The sequence below is a fragment of the Bartonella sp. B17 genome (assembly GCF_053795755.1).
Genome location: NZ_CP200032.1, coordinates 930,559 through 955,699, shown reverse-complemented (window position 1 = coordinate 955,699; position 25,141 = coordinate 930,559). Strand labels below are relative to the sequence as shown.

The 25,141-nt window shown below is 39.2% G+C and carries 35 protein-coding genes; 6 read left to right on the top strand and 29 right to left on the bottom strand.

Annotated features, from left to right (window positions below):
• Nucleotides 1–39: 39 nt before the first annotated feature.
• From V4B18_RS04195 to rpsL, 27 genes are all read right to left on the bottom strand, one after another.
• Nucleotides 40–618 carry an adenylate kinase gene (locus V4B18_RS04195; RefSeq protein WP_455475229.1) on the bottom strand — a complete coding sequence of 193 codons (579 nt, stop codon included), beginning with the start codon at nucleotides 616–618 and terminating at the stop codon, nucleotides 40–42.
• Nucleotides 615–1,961, bottom strand: a complete 1,347-nt coding sequence (gene secY / locus V4B18_RS04190; RefSeq protein ID WP_455475228.1) for a preprotein translocase subunit SecY — start codon at nucleotides 1,959–1,961, stop codon at nucleotides 615–617. Before secY ends, V4B18_RS04195 begins: the two co-directional genes overlap by 4 nt.
• A gap of 169 nt (nucleotides 1,962–2,130) precedes the next feature.
• Nucleotides 2,131–2,595 carry a 50S ribosomal protein L15 gene (gene rplO, locus V4B18_RS04185; RefSeq protein WP_455475227.1) on the bottom strand — a complete coding sequence of 155 codons (465 nt, stop codon included), beginning with the start codon at nucleotides 2,593–2,595 and terminating at the stop codon, nucleotides 2,131–2,133.
• Between the two features lie 20 nt (nucleotides 2,596–2,615).
• On the bottom strand, nucleotides 2,616–2,822 hold the full coding sequence (gene rpmD / locus V4B18_RS04180; RefSeq protein WP_455475226.1) for a 50S ribosomal protein L30: 207 nt from the start codon (nucleotides 2,820–2,822) through the stop codon (nucleotides 2,616–2,618).
• A 34-nt stretch (nucleotides 2,823–2,856) separates the two neighbouring features.
• Nucleotides 2,857–3,402: a 30S ribosomal protein S5 gene (gene rpsE / locus V4B18_RS04175; RefSeq protein ID WP_455475225.1), complete on the bottom strand. Its 546-nt coding sequence runs from the start codon at nucleotides 3,400–3,402 to the stop codon at nucleotides 2,857–2,859.
• A gap of 114 nt (nucleotides 3,403–3,516) precedes the next feature.
• The gene (gene rplR / locus V4B18_RS04170) at nucleotides 3,517–3,879 is read right to left on the bottom strand and encodes a 50S ribosomal protein L18 (protein WP_455475224.1); all 363 of its coding nucleotides are present in this window, start codon (nucleotides 3,877–3,879) and stop codon (nucleotides 3,517–3,519) included.
• A gap of 12 nt (nucleotides 3,880–3,891) precedes the next feature.
• A complete protein-coding gene (gene rplF, locus V4B18_RS04165; RefSeq protein WP_455475223.1) occupies nucleotides 3,892–4,425 on the bottom strand; it encodes a 50S ribosomal protein L6 in 534 nt (177 codons plus the stop codon).
• Nucleotides 4,426–4,463: 38 nt separating this feature from the next.
• A complete protein-coding gene (rpsH, locus tag V4B18_RS04160; protein WP_455475222.1) occupies nucleotides 4,464–4,862 on the bottom strand; it encodes a 30S ribosomal protein S8 in 399 nt (132 codons plus the stop codon).
• Between the two features lie 14 nt (nucleotides 4,863–4,876).
• Entirely contained in the window at nucleotides 4,877–5,182 is a 306-nt protein-coding gene (rpsN, locus tag V4B18_RS04155; RefSeq protein ID WP_455475221.1) for a 30S ribosomal protein S14, read from the bottom strand.
• A 24-nt stretch (nucleotides 5,183–5,206) separates the two neighbouring features.
• Nucleotides 5,207–5,764 carry a 50S ribosomal protein L5 gene (gene rplE, locus V4B18_RS04150; RefSeq protein ID WP_455475220.1) on the bottom strand — a complete coding sequence of 186 codons (558 nt, stop codon included), beginning with the start codon at nucleotides 5,762–5,764 and terminating at the stop codon, nucleotides 5,207–5,209.
• Nucleotides 5,757–6,071 (bottom strand): 50S ribosomal protein L24, encoded by a 315-nt coding sequence (gene rplX / locus V4B18_RS04145; protein WP_455475219.1) that lies wholly within the window; start codon nucleotides 6,069–6,071, stop codon nucleotides 5,757–5,759. The genes rplE and rplX overlap by 8 nt, the downstream gene beginning before the upstream one ends.
• A 12-nt stretch (nucleotides 6,072–6,083) precedes the next feature.
• Nucleotides 6,084–6,452: a 50S ribosomal protein L14 gene (gene rplN, locus V4B18_RS04140; RefSeq protein WP_004859184.1), complete on the bottom strand. Its 369-nt coding sequence runs from the start codon at nucleotides 6,450–6,452 to the stop codon at nucleotides 6,084–6,086.
• Between the two features lie 153 nt (nucleotides 6,453–6,605).
• Nucleotides 6,606–6,845 (bottom strand): 30S ribosomal protein S17, encoded by a 240-nt coding sequence (gene rpsQ, locus V4B18_RS04135; RefSeq protein WP_455475218.1) that lies wholly within the window; start codon nucleotides 6,843–6,845, stop codon nucleotides 6,606–6,608.
• Between the two features lie 11 nt (nucleotides 6,846–6,856).
• Complete coding sequence (gene rpmC, locus V4B18_RS04130; protein ID WP_455475217.1) at nucleotides 6,857–7,057, bottom strand: 50S ribosomal protein L29; 201 nt, start codon at nucleotides 7,055–7,057, stop codon at nucleotides 6,857–6,859.
• A gap of 12 nt (nucleotides 7,058–7,069) precedes the next feature.
• Entirely contained in the window at nucleotides 7,070–7,483 is a 414-nt protein-coding gene (rplP, locus tag V4B18_RS04125) for a 50S ribosomal protein L16 (protein ID WP_455475216.1), read from the bottom strand.
• A 36-nt stretch (nucleotides 7,484–7,519) separates the two neighbouring features.
• Complete coding sequence (gene rpsC / locus V4B18_RS04120) at nucleotides 7,520–8,230, bottom strand: 30S ribosomal protein S3 (RefSeq protein WP_455475215.1); 711 nt, start codon at nucleotides 8,228–8,230, stop codon at nucleotides 7,520–7,522.
• Nucleotides 8,230–8,619, bottom strand: coding sequence for a 50S ribosomal protein L22 (gene rplV / locus V4B18_RS04115; RefSeq protein ID WP_455475214.1), 390 nt, complete (start codon nucleotides 8,617–8,619; stop codon nucleotides 8,230–8,232). The genes rpsC and rplV overlap by 1 nt, the downstream gene beginning before the upstream one ends.
• A 2-nt stretch (nucleotides 8,620–8,621) precedes the next feature.
• The gene (gene rpsS, locus V4B18_RS04110; RefSeq protein ID WP_455475213.1) at nucleotides 8,622–8,900 is read right to left on the bottom strand and encodes a 30S ribosomal protein S19; all 279 of its coding nucleotides are present in this window, start codon (nucleotides 8,898–8,900) and stop codon (nucleotides 8,622–8,624) included.
• 14 nt (nucleotides 8,901–8,914) lie between these two features.
• Nucleotides 8,915–9,748, bottom strand: a complete 834-nt coding sequence (gene rplB / locus V4B18_RS04105) for a 50S ribosomal protein L2 (protein ID WP_455475212.1) — start codon at nucleotides 9,746–9,748, stop codon at nucleotides 8,915–8,917.
• A 21-nt stretch (nucleotides 9,749–9,769) separates the two neighbouring features.
• A complete protein-coding gene (locus tag V4B18_RS04100; RefSeq protein WP_455475211.1) occupies nucleotides 9,770–10,063 on the bottom strand; it encodes a 50S ribosomal protein L23 in 294 nt (97 codons plus the stop codon).
• The gene (gene rplD, locus V4B18_RS04095; RefSeq protein ID WP_455476527.1) at nucleotides 10,060–10,680 is read right to left on the bottom strand and encodes a 50S ribosomal protein L4; all 621 of its coding nucleotides are present in this window, start codon (nucleotides 10,678–10,680) and stop codon (nucleotides 10,060–10,062) included. Before rplD ends, V4B18_RS04100 begins: the two co-directional genes overlap by 4 nt.
• Nucleotides 10,680–11,420: a 50S ribosomal protein L3 gene (gene rplC / locus V4B18_RS04090; RefSeq protein ID WP_455475210.1), complete on the bottom strand. Its 741-nt coding sequence runs from the start codon at nucleotides 11,418–11,420 to the stop codon at nucleotides 10,680–10,682. Before rplC ends, rplD begins: the two co-directional genes overlap by 1 nt.
• 27 nt (nucleotides 11,421–11,447) lie before the next feature.
• On the bottom strand, nucleotides 11,448–11,756 hold the full coding sequence (gene rpsJ / locus V4B18_RS04085) for a 30S ribosomal protein S10 (RefSeq protein WP_004855744.1): 309 nt from the start codon (nucleotides 11,754–11,756) through the stop codon (nucleotides 11,448–11,450).
• 66 nt (nucleotides 11,757–11,822) lie between these two features.
• Entirely contained in the window at nucleotides 11,823–12,998 is a 1,176-nt protein-coding gene (gene tuf, locus V4B18_RS04080) for an elongation factor Tu (protein WP_455475209.1), read from the bottom strand.
• Nucleotides 12,999–13,063: 65 nt separating this feature from the next.
• The gene (gene fusA / locus V4B18_RS04075) at nucleotides 13,064–15,148 is read right to left on the bottom strand and encodes an elongation factor G (RefSeq protein WP_455475208.1); all 2,085 of its coding nucleotides are present in this window, start codon (nucleotides 15,146–15,148) and stop codon (nucleotides 13,064–13,066) included.
• 28 nt (nucleotides 15,149–15,176) lie between these two features.
• Nucleotides 15,177–15,647 carry a 30S ribosomal protein S7 gene (gene rpsG / locus V4B18_RS04070; protein WP_455475207.1) on the bottom strand — a complete coding sequence of 157 codons (471 nt, stop codon included), beginning with the start codon at nucleotides 15,645–15,647 and terminating at the stop codon, nucleotides 15,177–15,179.
• Nucleotides 15,648–15,665: 18 nt separating this feature from the next.
• On the bottom strand, nucleotides 15,666–16,037 hold the full coding sequence (gene rpsL / locus V4B18_RS04065; RefSeq protein ID WP_006589495.1) for a 30S ribosomal protein S12: 372 nt from the start codon (nucleotides 16,035–16,037) through the stop codon (nucleotides 15,666–15,668).
• A 498-nt stretch (nucleotides 16,038–16,535) separates the two neighbouring features.
• On the opposite strand from rpsL, the gene xth reads away from it, so the two are divergent.
• The 6 genes from xth (at nucleotide 16,536) to V4B18_RS04035 (ending at nucleotide 21,504) form a co-directional block, all read left to right on the top strand.
• The gene (xth, locus tag V4B18_RS04060) at nucleotides 16,536–17,318 is read left to right on the top strand and encodes an exodeoxyribonuclease III (protein WP_455475206.1); all 783 of its coding nucleotides are present in this window, start codon (nucleotides 16,536–16,538) and stop codon (nucleotides 17,316–17,318) included.
• 132 nt (nucleotides 17,319–17,450) lie between these two features.
• Nucleotides 17,451–18,356 carry a transporter substrate-binding domain-containing protein gene (locus V4B18_RS04055; RefSeq protein ID WP_455475205.1) on the top strand — a complete coding sequence of 302 codons (906 nt, stop codon included), beginning with the start codon at nucleotides 17,451–17,453 and terminating at the stop codon, nucleotides 18,354–18,356.
• Between the two features lie 127 nt (nucleotides 18,357–18,483).
• On the top strand, nucleotides 18,484–19,236 hold the full coding sequence (locus V4B18_RS04050; RefSeq protein ID WP_455476526.1) for an amino acid ABC transporter permease: 753 nt from the start codon (nucleotides 18,484–18,486) through the stop codon (nucleotides 19,234–19,236).
• A gap of 2 nt (nucleotides 19,237–19,238) precedes the next feature.
• Complete coding sequence (locus V4B18_RS04045; protein ID WP_455475204.1) at nucleotides 19,239–19,955, top strand: amino acid ABC transporter permease; 717 nt, start codon at nucleotides 19,239–19,241, stop codon at nucleotides 19,953–19,955.
• 11 nt (nucleotides 19,956–19,966) lie between these two features.
• Nucleotides 19,967–20,713 carry an amino acid ABC transporter ATP-binding protein gene (locus V4B18_RS04040; protein WP_455475203.1) on the top strand — a complete coding sequence of 249 codons (747 nt, stop codon included), beginning with the start codon at nucleotides 19,967–19,969 and terminating at the stop codon, nucleotides 20,711–20,713.
• A gap of 380 nt (nucleotides 20,714–21,093) precedes the next feature.
• A complete protein-coding gene (locus V4B18_RS04035) occupies nucleotides 21,094–21,504 on the top strand; it encodes a replication/maintenance protein RepL (protein WP_455476525.1) in 411 nt (136 codons plus the stop codon).
• 102 nt (nucleotides 21,505–21,606) lie between these two features.
• On the opposite strand, the gene V4B18_RS04030 is transcribed toward V4B18_RS04035, so the two are convergent.
• Together V4B18_RS04030 and V4B18_RS04025 are read right to left on the bottom strand one after the other, a co-directional pair.
• Nucleotides 21,607–24,330: a valine--tRNA ligase gene (locus V4B18_RS04030; RefSeq protein ID WP_455475202.1), complete on the bottom strand. Its 2,724-nt coding sequence runs from the start codon at nucleotides 24,328–24,330 to the stop codon at nucleotides 21,607–21,609.
• Between the two features lie 152 nt (nucleotides 24,331–24,482).
• Complete coding sequence (locus V4B18_RS04025; RefSeq protein WP_455475201.1) at nucleotides 24,483–25,049, bottom strand: DUF2497 domain-containing protein; 567 nt, start codon at nucleotides 25,047–25,049, stop codon at nucleotides 24,483–24,485.
• Nucleotides 25,050–25,141 lie beyond the last annotated feature (92 nt).

Sequence of the window (25,141 nt, the reverse complement as noted above, 5' to 3'; positions counted from 1 at the left end):
AAAAGTCAACTCTTTTCATTTATTTCCAAAAAAAAATTCTTACTGAAGAAACTCCCTAATCATGTAAGACACTTCAGTAGCATCAATCATCCCATTAACCACCTTTAATAGTCCCATCTCCGAATAAAACTTTGATAAAGGAGCTGTTTTTTCACGATATTCCACTAATCGTTTTGCAAATGCAACAGCATTATCATCTGAACGAACCTGCCCACCAGCTGCTGTTGTTTCTTGAACCCGTTTATTCATTCGCTCAATCAATGCACTCTCATCAATAAGTAACTCAATAACAGCATTAAGCTTCATACCTTTTGATTGCAAAACTTGTTGCAAAACCTCTGCTTGCTCTACAGTACGCGGATACCCATCCAACACAAAACCATTCGCACAATCATCTTCATCAATACGATCTGATACAATTTGATTAACAATATTATCAGATACCAAAGAACCGGAATCCATAATGGCTTTAACTTTTTTACCAAAATCTGTTTCCTTGGCAATAACCTCACGCAACATATCACCTGTTGACAATTGAGGAATGTTATACTCCTCAGTCAACACCCTAGCCTGCGTACCTTTTCCAGCTCCAGGAGGACCTAAAAGGACAATTCTCATAGTCTTCTTCGCCCCCCACGAAGCTTTGATTTTTTAATCAAACCTTCATATTGATGAGCAACGAGATGCCCCTGAATTTGAGCAACTGTATCAAGTGTAACCGTAACAACAATTAACAAAGAAGTTCCCCCAAGATAAAAAGGAACTTTTAAAGCAGATATCATAAATTCAGGCAATAAACAGACAGAAATAATATAAATAGCACCCACAACAGTAATACGTGTCAAAACGTAATCAATATACTCAGCTGTACGTTCACCAGGACGAATCCCTGGAATAAAACCAGAATGCTTTTTCAACTGATCTGCCGTATCACTTGGATTAAATACAATAGCTGTATAAAAAAAGCAAAAAAACGCCATCAAAATAGCATAAACGATCATATAAAGCGGCTGTCCATGACCAAGAGAATAAGAAACAGCTTGAATCCAATGCGGTATTTTATCAGAAAAATTATTAATAGTCGCTGGCAACAACAACAAAGATGAAGCAAAAATGGGTGGAATAACACCAGCGGTATTCAATTTTAAAGGGAGATGCGACATATCACCTTGAAAAATTTGATTACCGACTTGACGTTTCGGATACTGGATAAGAATTCGCCGTTGCGCACGCTCAACAAAAACAATAATTGCTATAACGGAAACAGTAATAAGAAAAATTCCTATTAATAAAAAAGTCGATAAATCAGCCTGACTATGTGCCGTCAAAAGCTGAGCAAAAGTGGAAGGAAAGTTAGCCACAATCCCTGTAAAAATAATAAGAGAAACCCCATTCCCAATGCCACGTGACGTGATCTGTTCGCCAAGCCACATTAGAAACATTGTCCCACCAACAAGTGTAATAACAGATGAAATACGAAACATAAGACCTGGCTCTACAACAACCTGAAGCCCTGTTCCTATACCAGTCTCAAGCGCAACCGCGATACCAAAAGCCTGCAAAATAGCCAATATAACTGTAACGTATCGAGTATACTGATTAATGATTTTACGACCTAATTCACCTTCTTTTTTAAGAGTTTCCAAAGAAGGGACGATTGAAGTCAATAATTGCACTATAATTGACGCCGATATATAAGGCATAATTCCCAGCGCAAAAATTGCCATACGCCCAACAGCACCCCCAGCAAACATATTGAATAAGCCTAATACACCAGATGAATGATGCTCAAACGTTTGCCGTAAAGCATCAATATTAATGCCCGGAAGGGAAATATATGTACCAAAACGATACACAAGAAGTGCTGCTAGAGTAAACCAAATGCGCTTTTTTAATTCAGTCGCACGCGAGAAAGTACCTAAATTTATGTTGGAAGCAAATTGCTCTGCTGCTGATGCCATAAAACGTCTCCAGTATACACTCTATTTATTAAATAATAGAAGCGCAACCCCAAAATCCATATCGTCATACATAATAAATGCAAAACTTAAATAATTTCTACAAGAAATATCCTTGAAAGAGAAACATACGCCCCTCTTTTAAATCGCCATTTATATTATAATAAATCTACTAAGCAACTTCAGAACAAACAATCTGACCACCAACTTTCTCAATTTTTATACGAGCAGCCTTGGAAACACCAGAAACATTAAACGTAATTTTTGCTTTCAATTCACCATCAGCAAGAAGACGAACTCCATCTTTTACACGACGAATAATGCCAGCTTCTTTCAATGCGACAACATCGATCTGCCTTCCAACATCCAACTTACCAGCATCCACTGCCAACTGAATACGCCCTAACGAAACTTCATTATAAGTCTTAGCAAAAAAATTCTTAAACCCACGCTTTGGCAAGCGACGATAAATAGGCATTTGCCCACCTTCAAAACCATTAAGCGAAACACCTGAACGAGATCTTTGCCCTTTAACACCACGACCACCAGTTTTTCCAATACCTGATCCAATACCACGCCCAACACGCTTACGATCCTTTGTCGCACCTTCGCGATCACGCAATTCATTGAGTTTCATATTTTATACTCCCGTGACCTTTAATTTTCATCTATAACTCGAACAAGATGCTGAACTTTAGCAATCATACCTCGCACACAAAGTGTATCCTCTAAAGTACGCCGCCTCCGCATTTTATCCAACCCAAGACCCTTTAATGTTGCACGCTGAATCTGTGGTTTCCGAATCGGACTCCCAATCTGCTCTACCGTTACAGTTTTACCATTCTGAGATTTTTTCTGAACCATTTTCTAATTCCTTTTCTATTAACCTCAGAAACTATTATTCCGCATCAATCAAATTTTGACGACGTGCCTGCAAAGTCGAATATTTTATACCACGTTGTGCAGCAATATCTCTAGGATGCATTTGACGCTTTAACGCATCAAAAGTTGCACGCACCATATTATAAGGATTTGAAGACCCTAACGATTTTGCAACAACATCCTGCACACCAAGAGTTTCAAAAATAGCACGCATCGGACCTCCAGCAATAATACCAGTACCAGCAGAAGCCGAACGCAACAAAACACGACCAGCCCCATGAGATCCTTCAAGATCATGATGCAACGTCCGCCCTGACCGAAGCGGAACATAAATCATTCCATTTTTTGCAGCTTCTGTAGCTTTACGAACAGCTTCAGGTACTTCACGTGCCTTACCATGACCGAAACCAACACGCCCTTTTTGATCTCCAACAACAACAAGAGCAGCAAAACCAAAACGTCGACCACCCTTCACAACTTTAGCAACACGATTAATATGAACGAGTTTATCAATAAACTCGCTATCACGTTCATCCCGCTCACTACGCTCTTTCTGTGCCATTCCTAATTCCTTTTTCTTTTCCGGAAGCACGTCAATAAAGTTCCAAAATAAAACTAAAGGAACTTATACGAAATACTTTAAAAGACCTTTACAAAAACTTCTGAATAAAATGCCTTAAAAACTTAAACCACCTTCACGCGCAGCCTCAGCTAAAGCCTTTACTCGCCCGTGATAGACATATGCCCCACGATCAAAAATCACTTCACTAACACCAGCCTTTTTTGCACGCTCAGCAATTAATGCACCAACAGCAAATGCAGCCTTTTTATCAGAACCACTTTTAAAAGATTTTTTCAAATCGCTCTCAAGAGTAGATGCAGAAACAAGTGTACATCCACGCAAATCATCAATAATCTGAGCATAAATGTTCTGATTTGAACGATAAACACTGAGCCGTGGACGAGCATTAGAAACCATTTTAATTCTACGACGAACACGCCGTGCGCGACGCTGAATAATGTTCTTAGACGAAACCATGATGCAAAATCCTTATTTCTTTTTACCTTCTTTGCGGAAGATACGCTCATCTGCATACTTAACACCTTTACCTTTATAAGGTTCAGGACTACGATATTCACGAATTTCTGCAGCAACTTGCCCAACTTGTTGCTTATCAACTCCAGAAACAACAATTTCTGTTGGCTTAGGAACTGTTACGGTAACACCCGACGGCACTTTATAAATAACATCGTGCGAAAAACCTAATGATAGCTGAATATCCTTACCCTGCAAAGCAGCACGATAACCAACACCGTTAATTTCAAGTCTTTTTTCAAAACCATCCTTCACACCACAAAAAATATTTTCAATCATTGAGCGTGACATACCCCATTTAGAACGAGCATCTTTTGATTGATCACGTGGTGTAACCGATATAACATTTTCTTCAAATTTAACCAAAACTTCATCATTCACAACGTAGCTCAGCTCACCTTTCGGACCTTTTGCCTTAACCAATTGCCCCTCAACAGCAACGGTAACCCCAGAAGGAACTGAAATGGGCTTTTTTCCAATACGAGACATTGTTTTAACCTATCTTTCTTCTGTTTTCTCACAATTACTTAGAAAACACGACAAAGAATCTCTCCACCAACATTTTGCTCACGTGCTTGATGATCCGCCATTACCCCCTTAGGAGTAGACAAAATCGAAATACCAAGACCATTCGCCACCTGAGGAATAGACTTAGCGGAAACATATACACGACGACCAGGTTTCGAAACACGCGAAATTTCACGAATAACAGCTAATCCTTCAAAATACTTCAATTCAATTTCGATTTCAGATTTTCCGTCACCAAAATCAATTTGATTATATCCACGAATATAACCTTCAGACTGAAGAACATCAAGAACACGCGCACGAAGCTTTGAAGCAGGCGTAATTACCTTACCCTTTTTACGAGAAAGCGCATTACGAATACGTGTTAACATATCACCAAGAGGATCTGACATAGACATTAAGCGACCTCTCCTCACCAACTAGATTTAACAATACCAGGAATATGACCCAAAGAACCAAGCTCACGTAACGCAATTCGTGACATCCTTAATTTACGATAATAAGCCCGCGGACGTCCAGAAACTTCACAACGATTACGCACACGAACTTTTGCAGAATTACGCGGCAACTTCGCCAATTGAACAGAAGCTCTAAAACGTTCTTCAAGAGAAATTTCTTGATTCATAACTATCGCTTTTAAACGTGCACGACGCGCTGCATAACTTTTCACCATCATCTCACGACGCTTATTTTTTTCAACGGCACTAACTTTGGCCATAATCTTACCTCGCTACGTTTGCCGTTACGAACGAAACGGAAAATTAAAAGCACGCAATAATTCGCGCGCCTCATCATCCGTCTTCGCTGTCGTACAAACGATAATATCCATACCCCAAATTTGATCGACTTTATCATAATTGATTTCTGGAAATACAATATGCTCTTTGATACCCATAGCAAAATTACCACGACCATCAAAACTTTTAGGATTCAAACTACGAAAATCACGAACCCGTGGCAGCGCAATTGTAATAAGACGATCCAAAAACTCAAACATACGATCTTTACGCAGCGTAACTTTAGCCCCCAACGGCATTCCTTCACGAACTTTAAAGCTTGCAATGGAATTACGTGCACGTGTAACAACAGCCTTCTGGCCAGTTATTAACGCTAAATCTTCAGCCGCAATAGAAGGCTTTTTAGAATCGACAGTCGCTTCTCCAACCCCCATATTAACCACAATCTTATCAAGCCGCGGAATTTGCATTTCATTTCTATAATTAAATTTTTCCTGAAGCCTCTTACGAACTACTTCAAAATAATGCGTCTTCATACGCGGCTCTTGTTTTTCTTCAGCCATTAATCAACTCTCCCGAACGCTTGGAAAAACGAACCTTGCTACCATCAGCATTCATACGAAAACCTACACGCGTAGGCTTACCATCCTTAGGATCAGCAATCGCTAAATTAGACAAATGAATTGGAGATTCTTTAGAAATAATTCCAGCTTCTTGTTTTTGCGTTTGACGCTGATGACGCTTAACCATATTAACGCCACTAACAAGAGCATTATTTTCCTTCGGATTAACTTTAATCACTTCACCTCTAAATCCTTTATCCTTACCAGATAAAACAATAACTTTATCACCTTTTCGGATTTTCTGCATGATACCCACTCCTTACAACACTTCAGGAGCGAGCGAAATAATCTTCATATGATTCCTACCACGAAGTTCGCGTGGAACCGGTCCAAAGATACGTGTACCGATCGGCTCTTTCTTATTATCAACTAAAACAGCAGCATTACCATCAAAACGAATCACACTACCATCCGCGCGACGAATATCTTTAGCAGTACGAACTACCACAGCTTTCATCACATCACCTTTTTTAACGCGTCCACGAGGAATAGCATCCTTAACCGAAACAACAATAATGTCACCGACTGAAGCATACTTTCGCTTTGAACCACCTAACACTTTGATGCACATAACACGACGGGCACCAGAATTATCTGCAACGTCAAGATTTGTTTGCATCTGAATCATGACTGGCTACCTTTTCTTAAAATTTACATCCGATCACGCCCCTAAGACACACGGATAAACCTGCCAAATAATGATAAAACTACACATTTAAACTTACCAACGGAAGCAAAACCCACTGTTGTTAAATTTAAAAAAAATAATAAACCTAAATAACTATACTACACTGCCTTCAACAACAATCCAACGCTTATTTTTTGAAATTGGCTTAGATTCTTGAATAAAAATCTGATCTCCAACTTTAAATTGATTTTTTTCATCATGCGCTTGATATTTTTTAGATTTCCGAACAGTTTTTTTAAGAAGTGGATGAGAATAATGACGCTCCACTTTGACAACTACAGTCTTCTCATTTTTATCACTAATGACAACACCTTGCAAAACGCGTTTAGGCATCTTTTACTTCCTTAAACCTTACTTTTGTTTATTTCTTGACGAAGAAAAGTTTTAACACGTGCAACGTCACGACGAACCTGCTTAATACGTGAAGTCTTTTCCAATTGACCCGTCGCTTTCTGAAAGCGCAAATTAAACTGCTCCTTCTTCAACTTAGCCAACTCATCTTTCATTTGGTCGAGCGTTTGCGCCCGTAACTCTGTGGCTCTCATCGCATAACCTCTCTACTCAGCGATACGCTGGATAAAACGCGTTTTAATAGGCAACTTTGCAGCACCCAATCTCAGTGCCTCACGTGCCACATTTTCAGGTACACCATCAAGCTCAAACATGACACGCCCAGGCGCAACACGAGCAGCCCAATAGTCTACACTTCCCTTACCCTTACCCATACGAACTTCAGTCGGCTTAGATGTAACTGGCACATCTGGAAAAATACGAATCCATACACGACCAGAACGCTTCATATAACGTGTAATCGCACGCCGCGCCGCTTCAATTTGACGGGCAGTAACACGCTCCGGTTCAACCGCTTTCAAACCGTAAGCACCAAAATTTAAATCTGTACCACCTTTCGAAACACCGTGAATACGACCCTTAAACTGCTTACGAAACTTTGTGCGCTTTGGCTGCAACATTGCTTTCTACTCCAAATTTTAGCTCAACCACAAAAACTAAGTATTTTCACGGCGACGATTCGATGATGAACTAGAATGATCACTTTCTATAGCTCGACGTTCTGAAGCCATAGGATCATGTTCAAGAATTTCACCTTTAAAAACCCAAACTTTAACACCACAAATACCATAAGCAGTCTTAGCTTCCGCTGTACCATAATCTACATCAGCACGCAAAGTGTGAAGTGGAACACGACCTTCACGATACCATTCCATACGAGCAATTTCAGCGCCACCAAGGCGACCCGAACAATTAATACGAATACCTTCTGCTCCAAGACGCATAGCTGATTGAACCGCACGCTTCATTGCACGTCGAAAAGCAACACGACGCTCAAGCTGTTGAGCAATTGATTGCGCAATAATTGTCGCATCAATTTCTGGCTTACGAATCTCTATAATATTTAATGAAGTCTCAGCATTCGTCATCTCAGAAATCTTCCGACGAAGCTTCTCGATGTCAGCACCCTTCTTACCGATAATAAGACCGGGACGAGCCGAATGAATTGTTACGCGACATTTTTTATGAGGACGTTCAATAACCACCTTAGAAATAGCAGCCTGCTTCAACTCTTCAATCACATATAAACGAATTTTCAAATCTTCATGAAGAAGAACTCCATATTCACCACTGTCGGCATACCAACGTGAATCCCAAGTCCGATTAACTCCAAGACGAAGCCCTACTGGATTTATTTTTTGACCCATTATGCGGCCTCCACTTTTTCGGTAACTTCACGAACAATAATAGTAAGATGAGAAAACGGACGTTCAATTCTACTAGCACGTCCACGACCACGAACATGAAAACGCTTCATCACTATAGACTTCCCAACATAAGCCTCTGCAACAACCAACGAATCAATATCAAGATCATGATTATTTTCTGCATTTGCAATCGCGGCTTCAAGAGTTTTTTTAACCGTCCCAGCAATACGTTTACGCGAAAACGTTAAATCAGCAAGCGCAACATCAACTTTTTTACTACGAATCATTGCAGCAACTAGATTAAGTTTTTGCGGACTAACACGAATTGTTCGAGTAACAGCCTTTGCCTCATTATCCTTAAGCTGGCGCGAAACCTTAGTTTTTCCCATGCTTACTTCCTCTTCGCTTTTTTGTCTGCACCATGCCCATAATAAGTCCGAGTTGGAGCAAATTCACCAAATTTATGCCCAACCATCTCTTCAGAAACAGAAACAGGAATATGCTTATTTCCGTTGTGAACACCAAAAGTTAAACCAACAAATTGTGGTAAAATCGTAGAACGACGACTCCATATTTTTATAACTTCATTCCGCCCACTCGCACGCACCTTCTCTACCTTTCCAAGAAGATAGCCGTCAACAAACGGACCTTTCCAAACTGAACGAACCACTCTAGACTACCTTTCTACTTTTTACGTTGATGACGCGTACGCATAATAAATTTATCAGTGGCTTTATTAGAGCGCGTACGCCTACCCTTTGTAGGCTTTCCCCAAGGAGATACTGGATGACGCCCACCTGACGTACGACCTTCACCACCACCATGAGGATGATCAACAGGGTTCATAGCAACTCCACGAACATGCGGACGCTTACCACGCCAACGTGACCGACCTGCCTTACCATTATTAATATTTCCATGGTCAGGATTTGAAACAGCACCCACAGTCGCAAAACAACTACTAGGAACCAAACGCTGCTCACCAGAATTAAGACGAAGAATAGCCATCCCCTGATCACGCCCGACCAATTGTGCATAAGCCCCAGCTGAACGCGCAATCTGACCACCTTTTCCTGGCTTCATCTCAACATTATGAATGATTGTACCCACTGGCATATTACCAAGCGGCATTGCATTACCTGGCTTAACATCAATATTTAAACCAGCAATAACAGAATCACCAACTCCAAGACGCTGTGGAGCAAGTATATAACCTAACTGTCCATCTTCATAACGAATTAATGCAATAAAAGCAGTACGATTTGGATCATATTCTAAACGCTCAACTTTCGCAAAAATATCACGTTTGAGACGCTTAAAATCAACAAATCGATAACGACGTTTATGACCACCACCTTGAAAACGAGCAGTAATTCGACCACGATTGTTGCGTCCACCTTTTGATGACAATCCCTCAGTCAACGTTTTTATAGGTTTCCCTTTATAAAGATCAGAACGATCCACAACAACAAGCTGACGCTGCCCAGGAGTAGTCGGATTAAAATGCTTAAGTGCCATTATTCTTATCCTCGAACCTCTTTAAAGACCTGTCGAAACATCAATAGATTGACCCTGAGCCAACGTCACGATCGCTTTTTTGACATCACTCTGCCGACCGACAATTCCTTTGAAACGCTTCATTTTTCCTTTACGAATTACAGTGTTAACTGCTTTAACTTTAACACTAAAAAGTGCTTCAACCGCAGCCTTAATCTCAGATTTTGTCGCATTCAACGCAACATTAAAAGCAACTTGATTATACTCAGAAATCATAGTCGATTTTTCAGTAACAACTGGACTAATAATTATATCATAATAGCGAAGATCTGTCATTTAAAACGCTCCTCAAGAGCTTCAATAGCTGCTTTTGATAAAACCAGCTTGTTACGGCGCAAAATATCATAAACATTAATTCCCTGAACTGGCAAAACATCAATATCAGGAATATTAGATGCCGCACGAAAAAAATTAATATCGATTTTTTGACCACCAATTACTAAAGCATTACTGAAACCAAGCTTAGAGAAACTGAAAGCAAGCGCTTTAGTTTTAAAATCCTTCATACTCAATTCATCAACTACAATTAAATCATTTGCCTTTAATTTTGATGATAAAGCAAGGCGCAATCCAAGAGCACGAATCTTTTTAGGAAGATCGTGCACATGACTACGAAATACTGGACCATGTGCCTTACCACCACCTCGAAACTGTGGAGCACGTGCAGATGAATGCCGCGCACGCCCAGTTCCTTTTTGTTTAAACATCTTTGCCCCTGTTCGCGATACATCAGATCGACCTTGAGATTGATGCGTTCCTTGCTGACGACGAGCAAGCTGCCAACGCACAACACGTTGTAAAACATCTTCACGAGGAACAAGACCAAAAATACCTTCAGAAACTTTTAATTTACCAGCTTCATCACCATCAAGCGTCTTAACTATGAGATCCATCATTCAATCCCTTCAGACTTAGAGGTTTCCGTTACCGGAGCAACCATTTCCGTTTTTTCCTTCACAAGATGGCGAATACCAGCAGGCTTCGGCGCATTATCAGGAAGACGTTTTTTTACAGCATCCCGCACTAAAATCCAAGCTCCTTTAGAACCAGAAACAGAGCCACGAACTAAAATTAAACCACGCTCAACATCCGTAGAAACAACTTCAATATTTTGTGTTGTTACACGTACCTGCCCCATATGGCCAGCCATTTTTTTGCCTTTAAATACTTTACCAGGATCTTGACACTGACCAGTTGAACCATGAGCACGATGCGTAATCGAATTACCATGTGAAGCACGATGTCCACCAAAATTATGCCGCTTCATAACACCAGCAAAACCCTTACCTATACTCGTGCCAGTTACATCAACCCTTTGTCCCGGAATAAAATGTTCTACTGTAATCTCAGTACCGACATCAAGAAGATTGTCGGGAGTAACACGAAATTCCACCACTTTAGCCTTTGGTTCAACAAAAGCCTTCGCAAAATGTCCACGGAGGGCTCGCGAAATATTTTTAACTTTAGCAAAACCTACACCTAATTGAACAGCAGTATAACCATTCTTTTCAACTGTTCGCTGAGCGATAACCTGACAATTCTTCAAACGAAGTACTGTTACTGGCACATGTTCACCAGCATCATTATAAATACGGGTCATGCCCAGCTTCTGTGCTATTACACCTGAACGCATCGGGTCTGTTCCTTCTGTCCTCAAACCTCAGAGCTTAATTTCAACATCCACACCAGCAGAAAGGTCAAGCTTCATTAGCGCATCAACCGTTTGCGGTGTTGGATCAACAATATCAAGAAGACGTTTATGTGTACGCATTTCAAATTGCTCACGACTCTTCTTATCAATATGCGGACCACGATTGACCGTAAATTTTTCAATCCGCGTTGGAAGCGGAATGGGACCACGGACATTAGCACCGGTACGCTTAGCGGTCGACACAATTTCACGTGTCGACGCGTCAAGAATTCTATGGTCAAACGCCTTTAAGCGAATGCGGATATTTTGACTGTTCATGCTCTCTATTTCCCTGCCATATAAAACACCTTTAAAAAATTAAAGATGCTCCTCAACAATCATTATTTACTCAATAATTTTAGAAACGATACCTGCACCAACAGTACGGCCACCTTCACGAATAGCAAAACGAAGCTTTTCTTCCATTGCAATCGGAACAATCAAAGAAACATCCATAGCGACGTTATCACCAGGCATAACCATTTCAATTCCTTCTGGAAGCGAAACAATACCTGTCACATCCGTAGTGCGGAAATAAAACTGTGGGCGATAATTCGTGAAAAAAGGCGTGTGACGGCCACCTTCATCTTTCGTTAAAATATAAGCCTCGGCTTTAAACTTAGTATGCGGGGTAACCGAACCGGGTTTTGCCAAAACTTGACCACGTTCAACACCTTCACGATCAACACCACGAAGAAGCGCACCTATATTATCACCTGCTTGCCCTTGATCCAAAAGCTTGCGGAACATCTCAACTCCTGTAACCGTCGTTTTAGAAGTTGGACGAATTCCAATAATCTCAATTTCTTCACCAACTTTTATAACACCACGCTCAACACGACCGGTGACAACTGTTCCACGACCAGAAATTGAAAAAACATCTTCAATCGGCATCAAAAATGGCTGATCAACTGGACGCTCAGGAGTTGGGATATAATTATCAACCTCACTCATTAAAAGGCGAACTGCATCTTCACCAATGCTTTTATCTGTATCTTCAAGAGCTGCCAATGCAGAACCTTTAACGATTGGTATATCATCTCCTGGGAAATCATACTTTGATAAGAGCTCACGGACTTCAAGCTCAACAAGCTCCAAAAGCTCAGCATCATCAACCTGATCAACCTTATTAAGAAAAACAACAATTGCAGGAACACCAACCTGACGTGCTAACAAAATATGCTCACGCGTTTGAGGCATTGGACCATCAGCTGCAGAAACAACCAAAATCGCACCATCCATCTGAGCAGCGCCCGTAATCATGTTCTTAACATAATCCGCGTGCCCTGGACAATCAACGTGTGCATAATGCCGATTTTCCGTTTCATATTCAACATGCGCTGTAGAAATGGTGATTCCGCGCGCACGTTCTTCTGGCGCCGCATCAATTTGATCATAGGCTCGAAATTCACCAAAATACTTCGTAATCGCTGCTGTTAATGAAGTCTTCCCATGATCAACGTGACCAATCGTACCGATATTAACATGCGGCTTCGTACGTTCAAATTTGCTCTTTGCCATTTTGAGCTCTCCATTTTTTGTCCAAATTAAGGACTAAGTTAAAAAATTAATTACACAACTAAAAATTACGCATATTTCTTTTGAATCTCCAAAGCAACAGCCGAAGGAACAGGCTCATAATGATCAAACTGCATTGTATACTGAGCACGTCCTTGACTCATCGAACGAAGACTGTTCACATAACCAAACATATTTGCTAAAGGCACCATTGCATTCACCACTGTCGCAATACCACGCGCCTCAGTTCCTGAAATTTGACCCCGACGAGAATTCAAATCACCAATAACATCACCTACGTAATCTTCTGGCGTAACAACCTCTACCTTCATGATCGGCTCAAGAAGTTGCGCACCAGCCTTTTTAGCACCATCTCTAAAAGCTGCACGCGCAGCAATTTCAAAAGCCAAAACGGAAGAATCAACATCATGGTAAGCACCATCAACCAAAGTAGCTTTTACACCAAGCATAGGAAAACCTGCAAGAGGACCAGACCCCATAACACTTTCAATTCCCTTTTGAACACCTGGAATATATTCCTTTGGAACAGAACCCCCAACAATTTTCGATTCAAAAACAAAATCATCACCATCATGAGGTTCAAAAATAATTTTTACACGAGCAAACTGCCCCGCACCACCAGACTGCTTTTTATGAGTATAATCGATCTCTGCAGCTTTCGTAATCGATTCACGATAAGCAACCTGAGGTTGCCCAATATTTGCTTCAACTTTAAACTCACGCCGCATACGATCAACGATAATGTCAAGATGAAGTTCACCCATCCCCGCTATAATCGTCTGCCCTGACTCCTCATCTGATTTAACACGAAACGAAGGATCCTCCGCCGCTAAACGATTAAGCGCGATACCCATTTTTTCTTGGTCTGCTTTCGTTTTTGGCTCAATTGCAATTTCAATAACAGGTTCAGGAAATTCCATCCGCTCCAAAATAATAGGTTTCAAAGGATCACAAAGAGTATCACCTGTTGTTGTCTCTTTAAGCCCAGCAAGAGCAACAATATCACCCGCAAACGCTTCTTCAATATCTTCACGAGAATTTGAATGCATCTGAAGCATACGCCCTAAGCGTTCTTTCTTTCTTTTTACGGTATTTTCAAGAGAAACACCTTTCTGAACTTTACCAGAATAAATACGACAAAAAGTTAATGATCCAACAAAAGGATCATTCATAATTTTAAAAGCAAGCATGGAAAGTGGAGCATCATCTGAAGATTCACGCGTTACTTCAGCTTCAGTCTTCACATCAATACCATTAATCGCCGGAACATCAACTGGAGAAGGGAGATAAGAAACAACTGCATCTAAAAGTGGTTGCACCCCCTTATTTTTAAAAGCCGTACCACAAAGAACAGGATGAAATTGAACGTCTATCGTCCCCTTACGAATAAGAGCAATAAGCTGTTCATTAGTCGGCATTACGCCTTCTAAATAAGCCTCCATCGCAGTCTCATCAACCTCAACAGCCATCTCAATTAACTTTTCGCGATACTCTTCCGCCTCGTCTTTCAAATCAGAGGGAATCTCACTTACCACTGCCGAAGCACCAATAGAACCATCCCATCTCAATGCCTTCATTTCAATAAGATCAACAACACCCTCAAAATCATTCTCAGCACCAATCGGCAACTGCAAAACAAGAGCTTTAGCCCCTAATCGCGAACCGACCATTTCTACACTACGATAGAAATCCGCACCTATTTTATCCATTTTATTAACAAAAACCATACGCGGCACATGATATTTCTCAGCCTGCCGCCAAACAGTCTCTGTTTGAGGCTCCACACCAGCATTCGCATCCAACAACGCTATTGCACCATCAAGAACACGTAAAGAGCGCTCAACCTCAATAGTAAAATCAACGTGCCCTGGTGTATCAATGATATTAAAGCGCCGCTTCCGACCATCACGCCCTTCCCAAAACGTCGTTGTTGCTGCAGATGTAATCGTAATACCACGCTCTTGCTCTTGCTCCATCCAATCCATTGTAGACGCACCATCGTGCGTCTCACCGATTTTATGATTTTTACCGGTATAGAACAAAATACGCTCAGTCATAGTGGTTTTACCGGCGTCAATATGCGCCATAATACCAAAATTACGATAATCTTCAATTTTATATTCGCGAGCCATTATACTTGCCTTAGTTCAAAAAAAACACTTACCAGCGATAGTGAGAAAACGCACGATTAGCTTCAGCCATACGATGAACATCCTCACGCTTCTTCACCGCAGAACCACGATTACTAGCCGCATCCACTAATTCACCAGAAAGACGATCAATCATCGTTGTCTCATTACGTCCGCGCGCCGCTGCAATCAACCAACGGATAGCAAGTGCTTGACGACGATCTGGACGAACATCAATCGGGACTTGATAAGTAGCGCCTCCAACACGACGCGAACGCACCTCAATATGAGGAGCAACATTTTCTAACGCTTTATGGAACAAGGCCACGGGATCTGACTTCACTTTATTTTCCACAACATCAAGCGCACCATAAACGATACGCTCAGCGACCGATTTTTTTCCATCAAACATTATGGCATTCATAAATTTTGTAATGACCAAATCACCAAATTTAGGATCTGGATTAATTTCACGCTTTTCTGCTCTATGACGACGGGACATTAGCTCTGTCTTTCAATATTATTTTGGACGCTTCGCGCCATATTTCGAACGACGCTGTTTACGATTCTTCACACCCTGAGTATCAAGCAACCCACGAATAATGTGATAACGAACCCCTGGCAAATCTTTCACACGACCACCACGAATCATCACGACAGAGTGCTCTTGAAGATTATGCCCTTCCCCAGGAATATAACCAATTACCTCAAATCCATTTGTCAAACGAATTTTAGCAACTTTACGAAGAGCAGAGTTTGGTTTCTTTGGCGTCGTTGTATAGACACGCGTACAAACACCACGTTTCTGCGGATTCGACTGAAGAGCAGGAACCTTATTACGCTTAACAGGCACCACACGCGGCTTGCGAATTAACTGATTTACGGTAGGCATACAAACCTTCCTCTTTTTACGTTCGTCTCACCCAGATGGGCTTTACTTTTACCTATTCCAACACAAGCCAGAACAAGAACCTAATCTCATACACAAAATCGGGCATGACTGCAATAAACAGTTCACCCGACTACAAGCAGAGAAGGCAATAGCCTCTTGCACTGGCATTTGCTTTTATTTTTAAAACAAACCCTGTTAGAGATGATCACCAAGATAAATACCCAGAACTTTAATCACTCTGACATCGGTTACAATAGCCTCTAATAGCGAGAACATATACATTCGTCAAGAACTAAACATCATAAAGTTTATAAAAAAATTAATATTGTAATGATAATACTTTAATTTAGCTTTTTGGGAAGCTCTTGATAAATAAAATAGTCATAGTAATATTCCCACAGGATAATAATAAAGAACGACAACTATAAAAGGTACTTCTATGACACTGCAACGTAGTCACTTAACAAATTGCATACGTAATATCTAAGAGCAAACACCATGAAGATAGCAACATGGAATATCGCCGGAATAAAAGCACGACATGAAACATTATATAAATGGCTACAACAAGATCAGCCCGATATAGTCTGTTTACAAGAAATTAAAAGTAGAGATGAAAATTTACCACGCGACACAATCGAAAGCCTAGGTTATCACATAGAAGCTCACGGACAAAAAAGTTTCAATGGTGTTGCGATTCTTTCTAAAAAAACACCCGATGAAGTTATCCGTCGACTACCAGGGAATGATGATGATGAACAAGCACGTTACATTGAAGCCGTTTATTCAATAAATAAAAAAGCTATTCGTATTGCATCTCTTTATCTTCCAAATGGCAATCCCATCAACAGCGAAAAATACCTTTATAAAATAGAATGGATGGAAAGATTGTATGCACATGCAAAATCATTGCTTGCATATGAAGAACCTCTTATATTAGCTGGAGATTATAATGTCATCCCTACCCCATTGGATGCAAAAAATCCTCAACAATGGAGTAATGATGCCTTATTTCTTCTACAAACAAGACAAGCATTTCAACGCATTATTCATTTAGGTTATTATGATGCTATTCGTAACGTCACGGATATGCCGTCATTTAGCTTTTGGGATTTTCAAGCTAGAGCATGGCTTAAAAATAACGGTATCCGCATTGATCACTTATTATTGTCACCAGAAGCTGTTGATCAACTCATCTGCGCTTATAGTCAAACAGAAGTAAGAGGGTATCCAAAACCATCAGATCATACCCCTGTTTGGATCTGCCTTGACTTTAGTTAATAAAGTACAACACTCATCCCTCATTAAAAGAATAAAAAACATGCCACTTTAATTAATGAATATGTTACACAACACGGATAAAAGTATATTTTAAATAAAAATAATAATAATAATAAATAAATGGAGGAAAAAATGAAAAAATCACTGTTAATATTCATTGCAGCGGCCATCATTGGGCTAACAAGTTCTGCACAAGCTGGAAATGATACACTTGCAAAAATAAAGAAAACAGGGGAAATTACTTTAGGTGTTCGTGAAGCATCAGGTTTAGCTTATGCTCTTGGGAATGGAGAATATGTTGGATTCCACACAGAAATGGCAAAGCATATCGTTGATGACATTTCAAAAAAAATTGGCAAACCAATTAAAATTAATTATCTCGCCATCACATCACAAAATAGAATTCCCTTACTCAAAAATAAGACCTATGATTTTGAATGTGGTTCAACAACAAATGATATTGCTCGCAGTAAAGAAGCAGCATTTGCTTATACTACTTACGTTGAAGAAGTTCGGATTGCTGTAAAGAAAAGTTCTAATATTAAATCTCTTGATGATTTAAATGGAAAAACAATCGCAACTACCACTGGTACAACTTCTGTCCAGCTTCTCCGTAAAAATCAACGTACAAAAAATATTAACTTTAAGACCATGAAAGGGAAAGATCATGGAGATAGCTTTCTATTATTAGAATCTGGTCGTGCAGATGCATATGTTATGGATGCTTCGATTCTTGCTGGACATATTGCTAAATCAAGAAATCCATCTGATTATGTCATTCTTGATACTGTCCTTTCAGTTGAACCTATCGCCTGTATGCTCCGATTAAATGATGAAGGTTTAGAGCAAACAATCAATGAAAGTATTATACGCCAAATTCAGGACGGATCACTTAAAGATCTTTATAACAAATGGTTTATGAAACCAACCCCACCTACAAATGTCATTGTAAATCTCCCTCTATCAAAATCAACAAAATACGCTTGGGAACACCCAAATAGTAAGCCTCGCGAAGACTATGCAGAAAATGATTTGTAAAATTTGAAAAACATAACCAAACTCTTCAAAAATTGAGGACAGTTATGTTTAGTTCATTTTTCAATAAATTTTAACATATGTGAATGCAGCTTATTTGCAAATGACTACGTTTGGGAAATATTAAATGATGGACTTTTCTTTCCTTTGTACAGATGATCTTAATCAAACACTAGTAGCTGGATGTATCGGAACACCAGGTGTAAATCATACCTATTTAGATACACTACTCGATGGCTTTCAAAATACAGTTATATTATCTATTTCTTCGCTAATCTTGGCTGTAGTTTTGGGTGTTATTATAGGAACAATGCGCACTCTGCCAAATACGTCTATGATTCATTGCTTATTTCGTATCATTGGAGGTGTTTGGGTAGAAATTATGCGTAACATTCCTTTACTGATACAAGTATTTTTATGGTACTTTGTCGTGCCTAAAGTTTATCCACCAGCGATGAATTTTCCACCTATTTTATTGATAACATGTGCTTTAGGATTCTTTACATCTGCACGCATTGCAGAACAGGTTCGTTCAGGAATTGAGTCCATTCCTTCTGGACAGCGCGATGCAGCCACAGCAATGGGATTTACGATCTATCAAAATTATCGCTATATTATATTACCGCGCGCTATGCGCACAATCATGCCCCCACTCACATCAGAGGCAATGGGTATTGTAAAAAACTCATCTATAGCATTCGCAGTTTCAATACATGAACTCATGCAATTTCAATACCAAACGATTGAAGAAATAAGTCATGTTTATGAAAACTACTTCATTGTAACTATTCTTTATATTTTTATAGCATTATCCATATACATTATTATGACAATAATTGAACAAATGCTCAAAATTCCCAGTTTTCAAACAGAGGGACGTTAAATATGATAGATTTCATAAACTCCCAGTTTGAATTTCATTCTCCTTTTAATTTTTCAAATTTTGATTTTTCATTTTTTACCTTCGATATATTCTGTTCTTATATTCTGCCAGGATTGCTTTTTAGCATTTTCTTGACTCTTTTTGCTACAGTATTTGGGCTTATTTTTGGCACACTATTAGCAATGATGCGACTTTCTTCTATTAAATTGCTTTCTATACTTGCAATAATTTACATAATTGCCATGCGCTCAATACCACTTGTCATGGTTATCTTGTGGTTTTTTGTGCTTTTACCTTTTTTGACCGGCACATCAATTGGTGCAAATAAATCGGCATTAATTACCTTCAGCGCATTTGAAACCGCTTATTTTGCTGAGATTATGCGTGCTGGAATAAATTCAGTTTCACAAGGACAAAAACATGCAGGACAAGCCCTTGGAATGACATATTGGCAAAATATGTACATTGTAATTCTTCCTCAAGCCTTTAGAAATATGCTTCCAATCTTTTTAACACAGATCATTATCCTCTTTCAGGATACAACCCTTGTCTATGCGATCAGTGGCAATAGCCTTTTGAACAGCTTCGATATTGTCGCAAACAACTTTGGTGTAAAACAAGAAGCATATATATTAGCAGCGGTTTTCTATTTTGTTATTTGTTTTACATTGTCACAGATAGTTTTATACTTACAAAAAAAAATATCCATTATTCGCTAACAGGAAAAAAAATGTCTACACATATGATCGAAATAAAAAATGTTTCCAATTGGTATGGTAAAGTCAATATTCTAAAGAACTGCACAACTAATATCAATAAAGGAGAAGTTGTCGTAGTTTGCGGGCCATCGGGATCTGGTAAATCAACACTTCTTAAAACTATTAATGCTCTAATACCCTTTCAAAAAGGTGAAATTTGGATTAATGGAACACCAGTTCATTCAAAACAAACGAATCTGCCTAAATTGCGCAGCCACGTAGGAATGGTATTTCAACACTTTGAGCTTTTTCCACATTTGTCCGTCATGGAAAATTTAACAATTGCACAAACTAAAGTCTTAAAGCGCAGCAAAAAAGAAGCACTAGAACACGGTTTATTATATCTTGAACGCGTTGGACTCATTAAACATAAAGATAAATACCCAGGTCAGCTTTCTGGAGGTCAACAACAACGTGTTGCTATTGCACGCGCCTTAACTATGGATCCACTTATTATGCTTTTTGACGAGCCAACATCTGCTCTAGATCCTGAGATGGTAGGTGAAGTACTAGATGTTATGATCAGCTTAGCAGAAGAAGGCATGACAATGATTTGCGTAACTCATGAAATGGGATTTGCTCAAAAAGTATCAGAGCGTATTATTTTCATGGATCAAGGAAAAATTCTTGAAGATTGTTCATCTGAAGAATTTTTCTCTAACCCACAAGCTAGAACACCGCGTGCACAAGAATTTTTATCTAGAATCCTTAGTCATTAATTAACCAGTACATTAAGGCTAACAAAGTCATCTTTGTTGAAGATTAAGATATAAAAGCTCAAGCCGTAGTTTTTAGGGGTGTTTAGGAAATATGATAATAAAATATTCAAAAATTATTTTAATATATAACCACCAACGATATTGCCGCATACCATATACCATTTAGATTCATCCAAAATGATAAGGTCGTCTCTTGATTTAATTTTTCACGACTGTTTTTTCATACGTTACAATAAGTCATCGTTATAATACGGATAAACTATTCCTCTTTCCTAAAAAGGAAAACAAATCAAATTATCTCGTTTAGGACGTGATAATAACATTCTGGTAAATCAAAATACTGGAGAAATTCAAGGCACTCATGTGCCCCCTTTAAGAAGATAGATGGAGAACAGTTTGTTAAATTATTTACAGCTAATATTGGTCTAATTTTTGAGCTATCATCAGCTGGAATTAAAGCTTTTGGCATTCTACTATGGGTGATTCAAAATCTAGCTCTATCAAAAGATGAAGTAGATTTAGATAGTTTTATCCTAGAAGACTTTTTGAAGTTTCAAACAACATCAGAACAATCATTAAAGCTTAGTCTTACGACTTTCAAACGAGGAATTAATGAATTGGAAAAGGCTCAAATCATTGCAAAAACAATGCGGAAAGGATGTTACTTTATAAACCCAAACTTTGTTTTTAACGGTGATCGCATTGCCTTTACAACTGTTATTCAAAGAAGAAAATGCGAAAGAACAAAAGACAAAAAAAACCTTGAGATGTTTCCTGAATTAGACGGATAAACCATCATTTTACCATTAATAATTGATGATATGTTTTATCAATGAGTGGTGTATTACCTATCAAAAAGAATCATCAAAATGATGGAAATAAAAAAACCACAATTAAACTAACCGCTCTAAAGCAACGGATATTTTCTTTTTAGCAGCATACAATTCTGCAATTCTATTTCGTTCAGCCTCAACAATCTCTTGTTTCGCATTTTCTACAAACTTTACATTATTTAATTTAATTGATATTTTTTCAATATCTTGTTCGATTTTTTTGATGTCTTTTATTAAACGAGCACGCTCAACCTCCAAATCAATCAACTGCCCTAATGGTAAGCAAAAAATTGCTTCTCCAAAAACCATCTGCGCCGATGTCGCTGGAATCTTATCAGAAAACTTAATTGTCTCAATACGTGCTAACTTTTTAAGGATAGCCTCATAACGCTGCACACGTTCGTGCATTATCTCCCCCCCCTCCACAATAACAAGGGGCGCTAGCACAGCTGCTGGAATATTCATCTCAAAACGCACTGAACGAATCTCTGTTATAATATCAATAAGCCAATTAATATCAGAAGCAGCTTCTTCATCTGAAAACGTTACCTCTGACCATTTAGTCAGCACCAGCATATCCTCACGTTTCATGCTTGACGTTTCTGTGAGAAACCATAACTCCTCCGTTATATGAGGCATAAAAGGGTGGAGAAGCTTATAAACTTCATCCAAAACCCAAGCAGTACATGCCTGAACTTCACTTTTAGCATCCTCATCCGAACTTTGAAATATAGGTTTGAGAAGCTCTAGATACCAATCACATAACGTATTCCAGATGAAACGATAAAGTGCACTAGCAGCTTCATTAAATTTATAATTTTCAATACCGCTCGTCACTGCTAAAACAGTTCTAGATAACTCCGTTAAAATCCAACGATTAAGCGTAATCTTTGCTTCTTCTGGCTTAAAATCTGGATTATGCTTAACACCGTTCATCTTTGCAAATCGGGTAGCGTTCCACAATTTTGTAGCAAAGTTACGATAACCTGCAATACGAGAAGGATCAAGTTTTACATCACGGCCTTGTGCAGCCATAATAGCTAAAGTGAAACGAAGAGAATCCGCACTATATTGATCAATAAGCTCCAATGGATCAATAATATTTCCTTTCGATTTTGACATCTTTGCGCCCTTCTGATCCCTTACAAGAGCGTGCACATAAACCGTTGGAAAAGGAACTTCACCCATAAAATGCAGCCCCATCATCATCATACGAGCAACCCAGAAAAAAATAATATCAAATCCAGTTACTGACAAAGATGTAGGATAATAAGTCGTTAAAGCAGTTGTTTTTTCGGGCCATCCTAGCGTTGAAAAAGGCCAAAGAGCTGATGAAAACCAAGTATCTAAAACATCTTGATCACGGGTTAGCTTAACCACTTCACCATAATGAGATAGAGCCGAAGCTAAAGCTTCTTCCTCACTTTTTTCAACAAAAACTGTACCATCAGGACCATACCAAGCTGGAATTTGGTGTCCCCACCATAATTGGCGAGAAATGCACCAAGGTTGAATATTTTGCATCCAATTGAAATAGGTTTTCTTCCAGCTGCTTGGGATAAATTGTGTTTTTTCTTGATGCACAGCCTCTATTGCTGGCTTAGCCAATTCAGCAGCATGAACATACCATTGATCTGTTAAAAATGGCTCAATAGGCACCCCACCCCGATCTCCATGAGGGACAGTGTGTATATGATCATCAATAGTTACTAAATATCCCCCCTTTTCCATCAAAGAAATAATCCGATTACGTGCAATAAAACGGTCAGATTTATCTAAATTTTCCACTAATGACTTTAATTCATCTGATAAAGCCAAACCATCAAAAAACGCTTCATTCCCACGAAGGAAAATTTCAGCTTTTTGTGTAAAAATATTGATCAAACGTAAATTATTGCGCTGCCCTACTTCGAAGTCATTAAAGTCATGTGCTGGTGTAATTTTCACAGCACCACTTCCTTCTTCAGGATTGGCATAAGCATCACCAACAATCAATAATTTACGGCCAACAAGTGGTAAAATAGCATTTTTACCTATCAGGTTTTTATAACGATCATCTTCAGGATTAACTGCAATCCCCGTATCACCAAGCATCGTTTCTGGTCGTGTTGTCGCTACTGTTATAAAAGTTGTAGCATCACTGGGATCAAAAATTTTACCTTCAAGTGGATACCTAAAGTGCCACAAATGACCTTTAATCTCTTTTTGTTCAACTTCAAGATCAGAAATCGCCGTCAACAGTTTTGGATCCCAATTAACTAGACGCTTATCCTTATATATTAGTCCTTGCTTATAAAGTGTAACAAATACCTCGAGAACAGCTTGAGACAAACCTTCATCCATTGTAAATCGCTCGCGCGACCAATCACATGAAACGCCAAGCCGTCGTAATTGATTGGCAATAACCCCACCTGTTTCATGACGCCATTCCCAAACACGCTCAACAAATTTTTCCCTTCCCATTTCCTGACGCGTTGGCTCTCGACGCTCAGCAAGCTGACGCTCAACAACCATTTGCGTTGCAATCCCTGCGTGATCCATACCGGGCTGCCACAATACATTCTTTCCACGCATCCGCTGAAAACGCACTACAATATCTTGAATCGTCGTATTAAGCGCGTGCCCCATATGAAGCGAGCCCGTAACATTAGGAGGTGGAAGCATAACACAAAAAGGCTCAGCACCCACCTTTGAACCCATCCCAGCTTCAAAAGCACCACGAGCTTCCCACTTTTCCGCAATCCGTTTCTCTACAGAAGCAGCATCATAGTTTTTTTCTAACATTCTCACCCACTCACCTACAACACTGCTAAAAACGCAGCGTATGATTCAAAAATTAATCATACTATTTGCAAGTCCCACTGACCATGCAAAACTGCTAACAAAACCTTCATAAAAATAAAATAGAAAATGAAAAAATACTGATAAATAAATAATTAAGATATTTTCTTAATCGCCTTTACGATCTCTTCACGTAAAATATCCTCTAACAACACAGGCAATTTACCCTGCAACCATTCAGCTATAGCTGGACGCAAAACATCCTTTGCAATTTTTTCCGCAGAAGAAACACAATATGCAGGCAATTCCATACGACCAGAAACTATATTTTCTGACTGTGACGCACCACCTTCATTACTGTATTCACTTTCTTTATGGATAAGATGCGGTTCTTTAGAAGAAATTTTCATATTTTGCATATCCATGCCAACTGTACTATTTTCTGTTTCTGTATTCTCTTGTACTTGTGTTGAAGAAAAATTCTGATTTTCAGAAGAAAGACCTATACGATCAGCTAAAGCCTTCATAGCATCATCAACTGATAAGGTTGCGTCATAAACACCATCTGAAGAGGCCTCTGAATGATCTGTAGAAGAATTCACTGCACTACCTTCATTTGAAAGATAATCGGATTGAATCGAATTTTCCTCGATTATTTCACGTATAGATGTCAAAATTTCATCCATACTTGACTCACGTAATACGCTTGAACTCTGTACCATACTTAAAACCTTTCAAAGACGCAACAACAAACAGAATCACTATATTTTAGTGTAAGCAAAAGGATCGCAATATCAACACACCTCTTTGACAT

Coding starts and splice junctions, on each gene's coding strand:
- V4B18_RS04195 (WP_455475229.1), bottom strand. CDS start 618: ATGAGAATTGTCCTTTTAGGTCCTCCTGGAGCTGGAAAAGGTACGCAG.
- secY (WP_455475228.1), bottom strand. CDS start 1,961: ATGGCATCAGCAGCAGAGCAATTTGCTTCCAACATAAATTTAGGTACT.
- rplO (WP_455475227.1), bottom strand. CDS start 2,595: ATGAAACTCAATGAATTGCGTGATCGCGAAGGTGCGACAAAGGATCGT.
- rpmD (WP_455475226.1), bottom strand. CDS start 2,822: ATGGTTCAGAAAAAATCTCAGAATGGTAAAACTGTAACGGTAGAGCAG.
- rpsE (WP_455475225.1), bottom strand. CDS start 3,402: ATGGCACAGAAAGAGCGTAGTGAGCGGGATGAACGTGATAGCGAGTTT.
- rplR (WP_455475224.1), bottom strand. CDS start 3,879: ATGGTTTCGTCTAAGAACATTATTCAGCGTCGCGCACGGCGTGTTCGT.
- rplF (WP_455475223.1), bottom strand. CDS start 4,425: ATGTCTCGTATTGGAAAAAAGCCCATTTCAGTTCCTTCTGGGGTTACC.
- rpsH (WP_455475222.1), bottom strand. CDS start 4,862: ATGTCTATGTCAGATCCTCTTGGTGATATGTTAACACGTATTCGTAAT.
- rpsN (WP_455475221.1), bottom strand. CDS start 5,182: ATGGCCAAAGTTAGTGCCGTTGAAAAAAATAAGCGTCGTGAGATGATG.
- rplE (WP_455475220.1), bottom strand. CDS start 5,764: ATGGCTGAAGAAAAACAAGAGCCGCGTATGAAGACGCATTATTTTGAA.
- rplX (WP_455475219.1), bottom strand. CDS start 6,071: ATGCAGAAAATCCGAAAAGGTGATAAAGTTATTGTTTTATCTGGTAAG.
- rplN (WP_004859184.1), bottom strand. CDS start 6,452: ATGATTCAGATGCAAACAAATCTTGACGTTGCAGATAATTCTGGTGCC.
- rpsQ (WP_455475218.1), bottom strand. CDS start 6,845: ATGCCTAAACGCGTTTTGCAAGGTGTTGTCATTAGTGATAAAAATGAG.
- rpmC (WP_455475217.1), bottom strand. CDS start 7,057: ATGAGAGCCACAGAGTTACGGGCGCAAACGCTCGACCAAATGAAAGAT.
- rplP (WP_455475216.1), bottom strand. CDS start 7,483: ATGTTGCAGCCAAAGCGCACAAAGTTTCGTAAGCAGTTTAAGGGTCGT.
- rpsC (WP_455475215.1), bottom strand. CDS start 8,230: ATGGGTCAAAAAATAAATCCAGTAGGGCTTCGTCTTGGAGTTAATCGG.
- rplV (WP_455475214.1), bottom strand. CDS start 8,619: ATGGGAAAAACTAAGGTTTCGCGCCAGCTTAAGGATAATGAGGCAAAG.
- rplB (WP_455475212.1), bottom strand. CDS start 9,748: ATGGCACTTAAGCATTTTAATCCGACTACTCCTGGGCAGCGTCAGCTT.
- V4B18_RS04100 (WP_455475211.1), bottom strand. CDS start 10,063: ATGACAGATCTTCGCTATTATGATATAATTATTAGTCCAGTTGTTACT.
- rplD (WP_455476527.1), bottom strand. CDS start 10,680: ATGGATCTCATAGTTAAGACGCTTGATGGTGATGAAGCTGGTAAATTA.
- rplC (WP_455475210.1), bottom strand. CDS start 11,420: ATGCGTTCAGGTGTAATAGCACAGAAGCTGGGCATGACCCGTATTTAT.
- rpsJ (WP_004855744.1), bottom strand. CDS start 11,756: ATGAACAGTCAAAATATCCGCATTCGCTTAAAGGCGTTTGACCATAGA.
- tuf (WP_455475209.1), bottom strand. CDS start 12,998: ATGGCAAAGAGCAAATTTGAACGTACGAAGCCGCATGTTAATATCGGT.
- fusA (WP_455475208.1), bottom strand. CDS start 15,148: ATGGCTCGCGAATATAAAATTGAAGATTATCGTAATTTTGGTATTATG.
- rpsG (WP_455475207.1), bottom strand. CDS start 15,647: ATGTCCCGTCGTCATAGAGCAGAAAAGCGTGAAATTAATCCAGATCCT.
- rpsL (WP_006589495.1), bottom strand. CDS start 16,037: ATGCCTACCGTAAATCAGTTAATTCGCAAGCCGCGTGTGGTGCCTGTT.
- xth (WP_455475206.1), top strand. CDS start 16,536: ATGAAGATAGCAACATGGAATATCGCCGGAATAAAAGCACGACATGAA.
- V4B18_RS04055 (WP_455475205.1), top strand. CDS start 17,451: ATGAAAAAATCACTGTTAATATTCATTGCAGCGGCCATCATTGGGCTA.
- V4B18_RS04050 (WP_455476526.1), top strand. CDS start 18,484: ATGGACTTTTCTTTCCTTTGTACAGATGATCTTAATCAAACACTAGTA.
- V4B18_RS04045 (WP_455475204.1), top strand. CDS start 19,239: ATGATAGATTTCATAAACTCCCAGTTTGAATTTCATTCTCCTTTTAAT.
- V4B18_RS04040 (WP_455475203.1), top strand. CDS start 19,967: ATGTCTACACATATGATCGAAATAAAAAATGTTTCCAATTGGTATGGT.
- V4B18_RS04030 (WP_455475202.1), bottom strand. CDS start 24,330: ATGTTAGAAAAAAACTATGATGCTGCTTCTGTAGAGAAACGGATTGCG.
- V4B18_RS04025 (WP_455475201.1), bottom strand. CDS start 25,049: ATGGTACAGAGTTCAAGCGTATTACGTGAGTCAAGTATGGATGAAATT.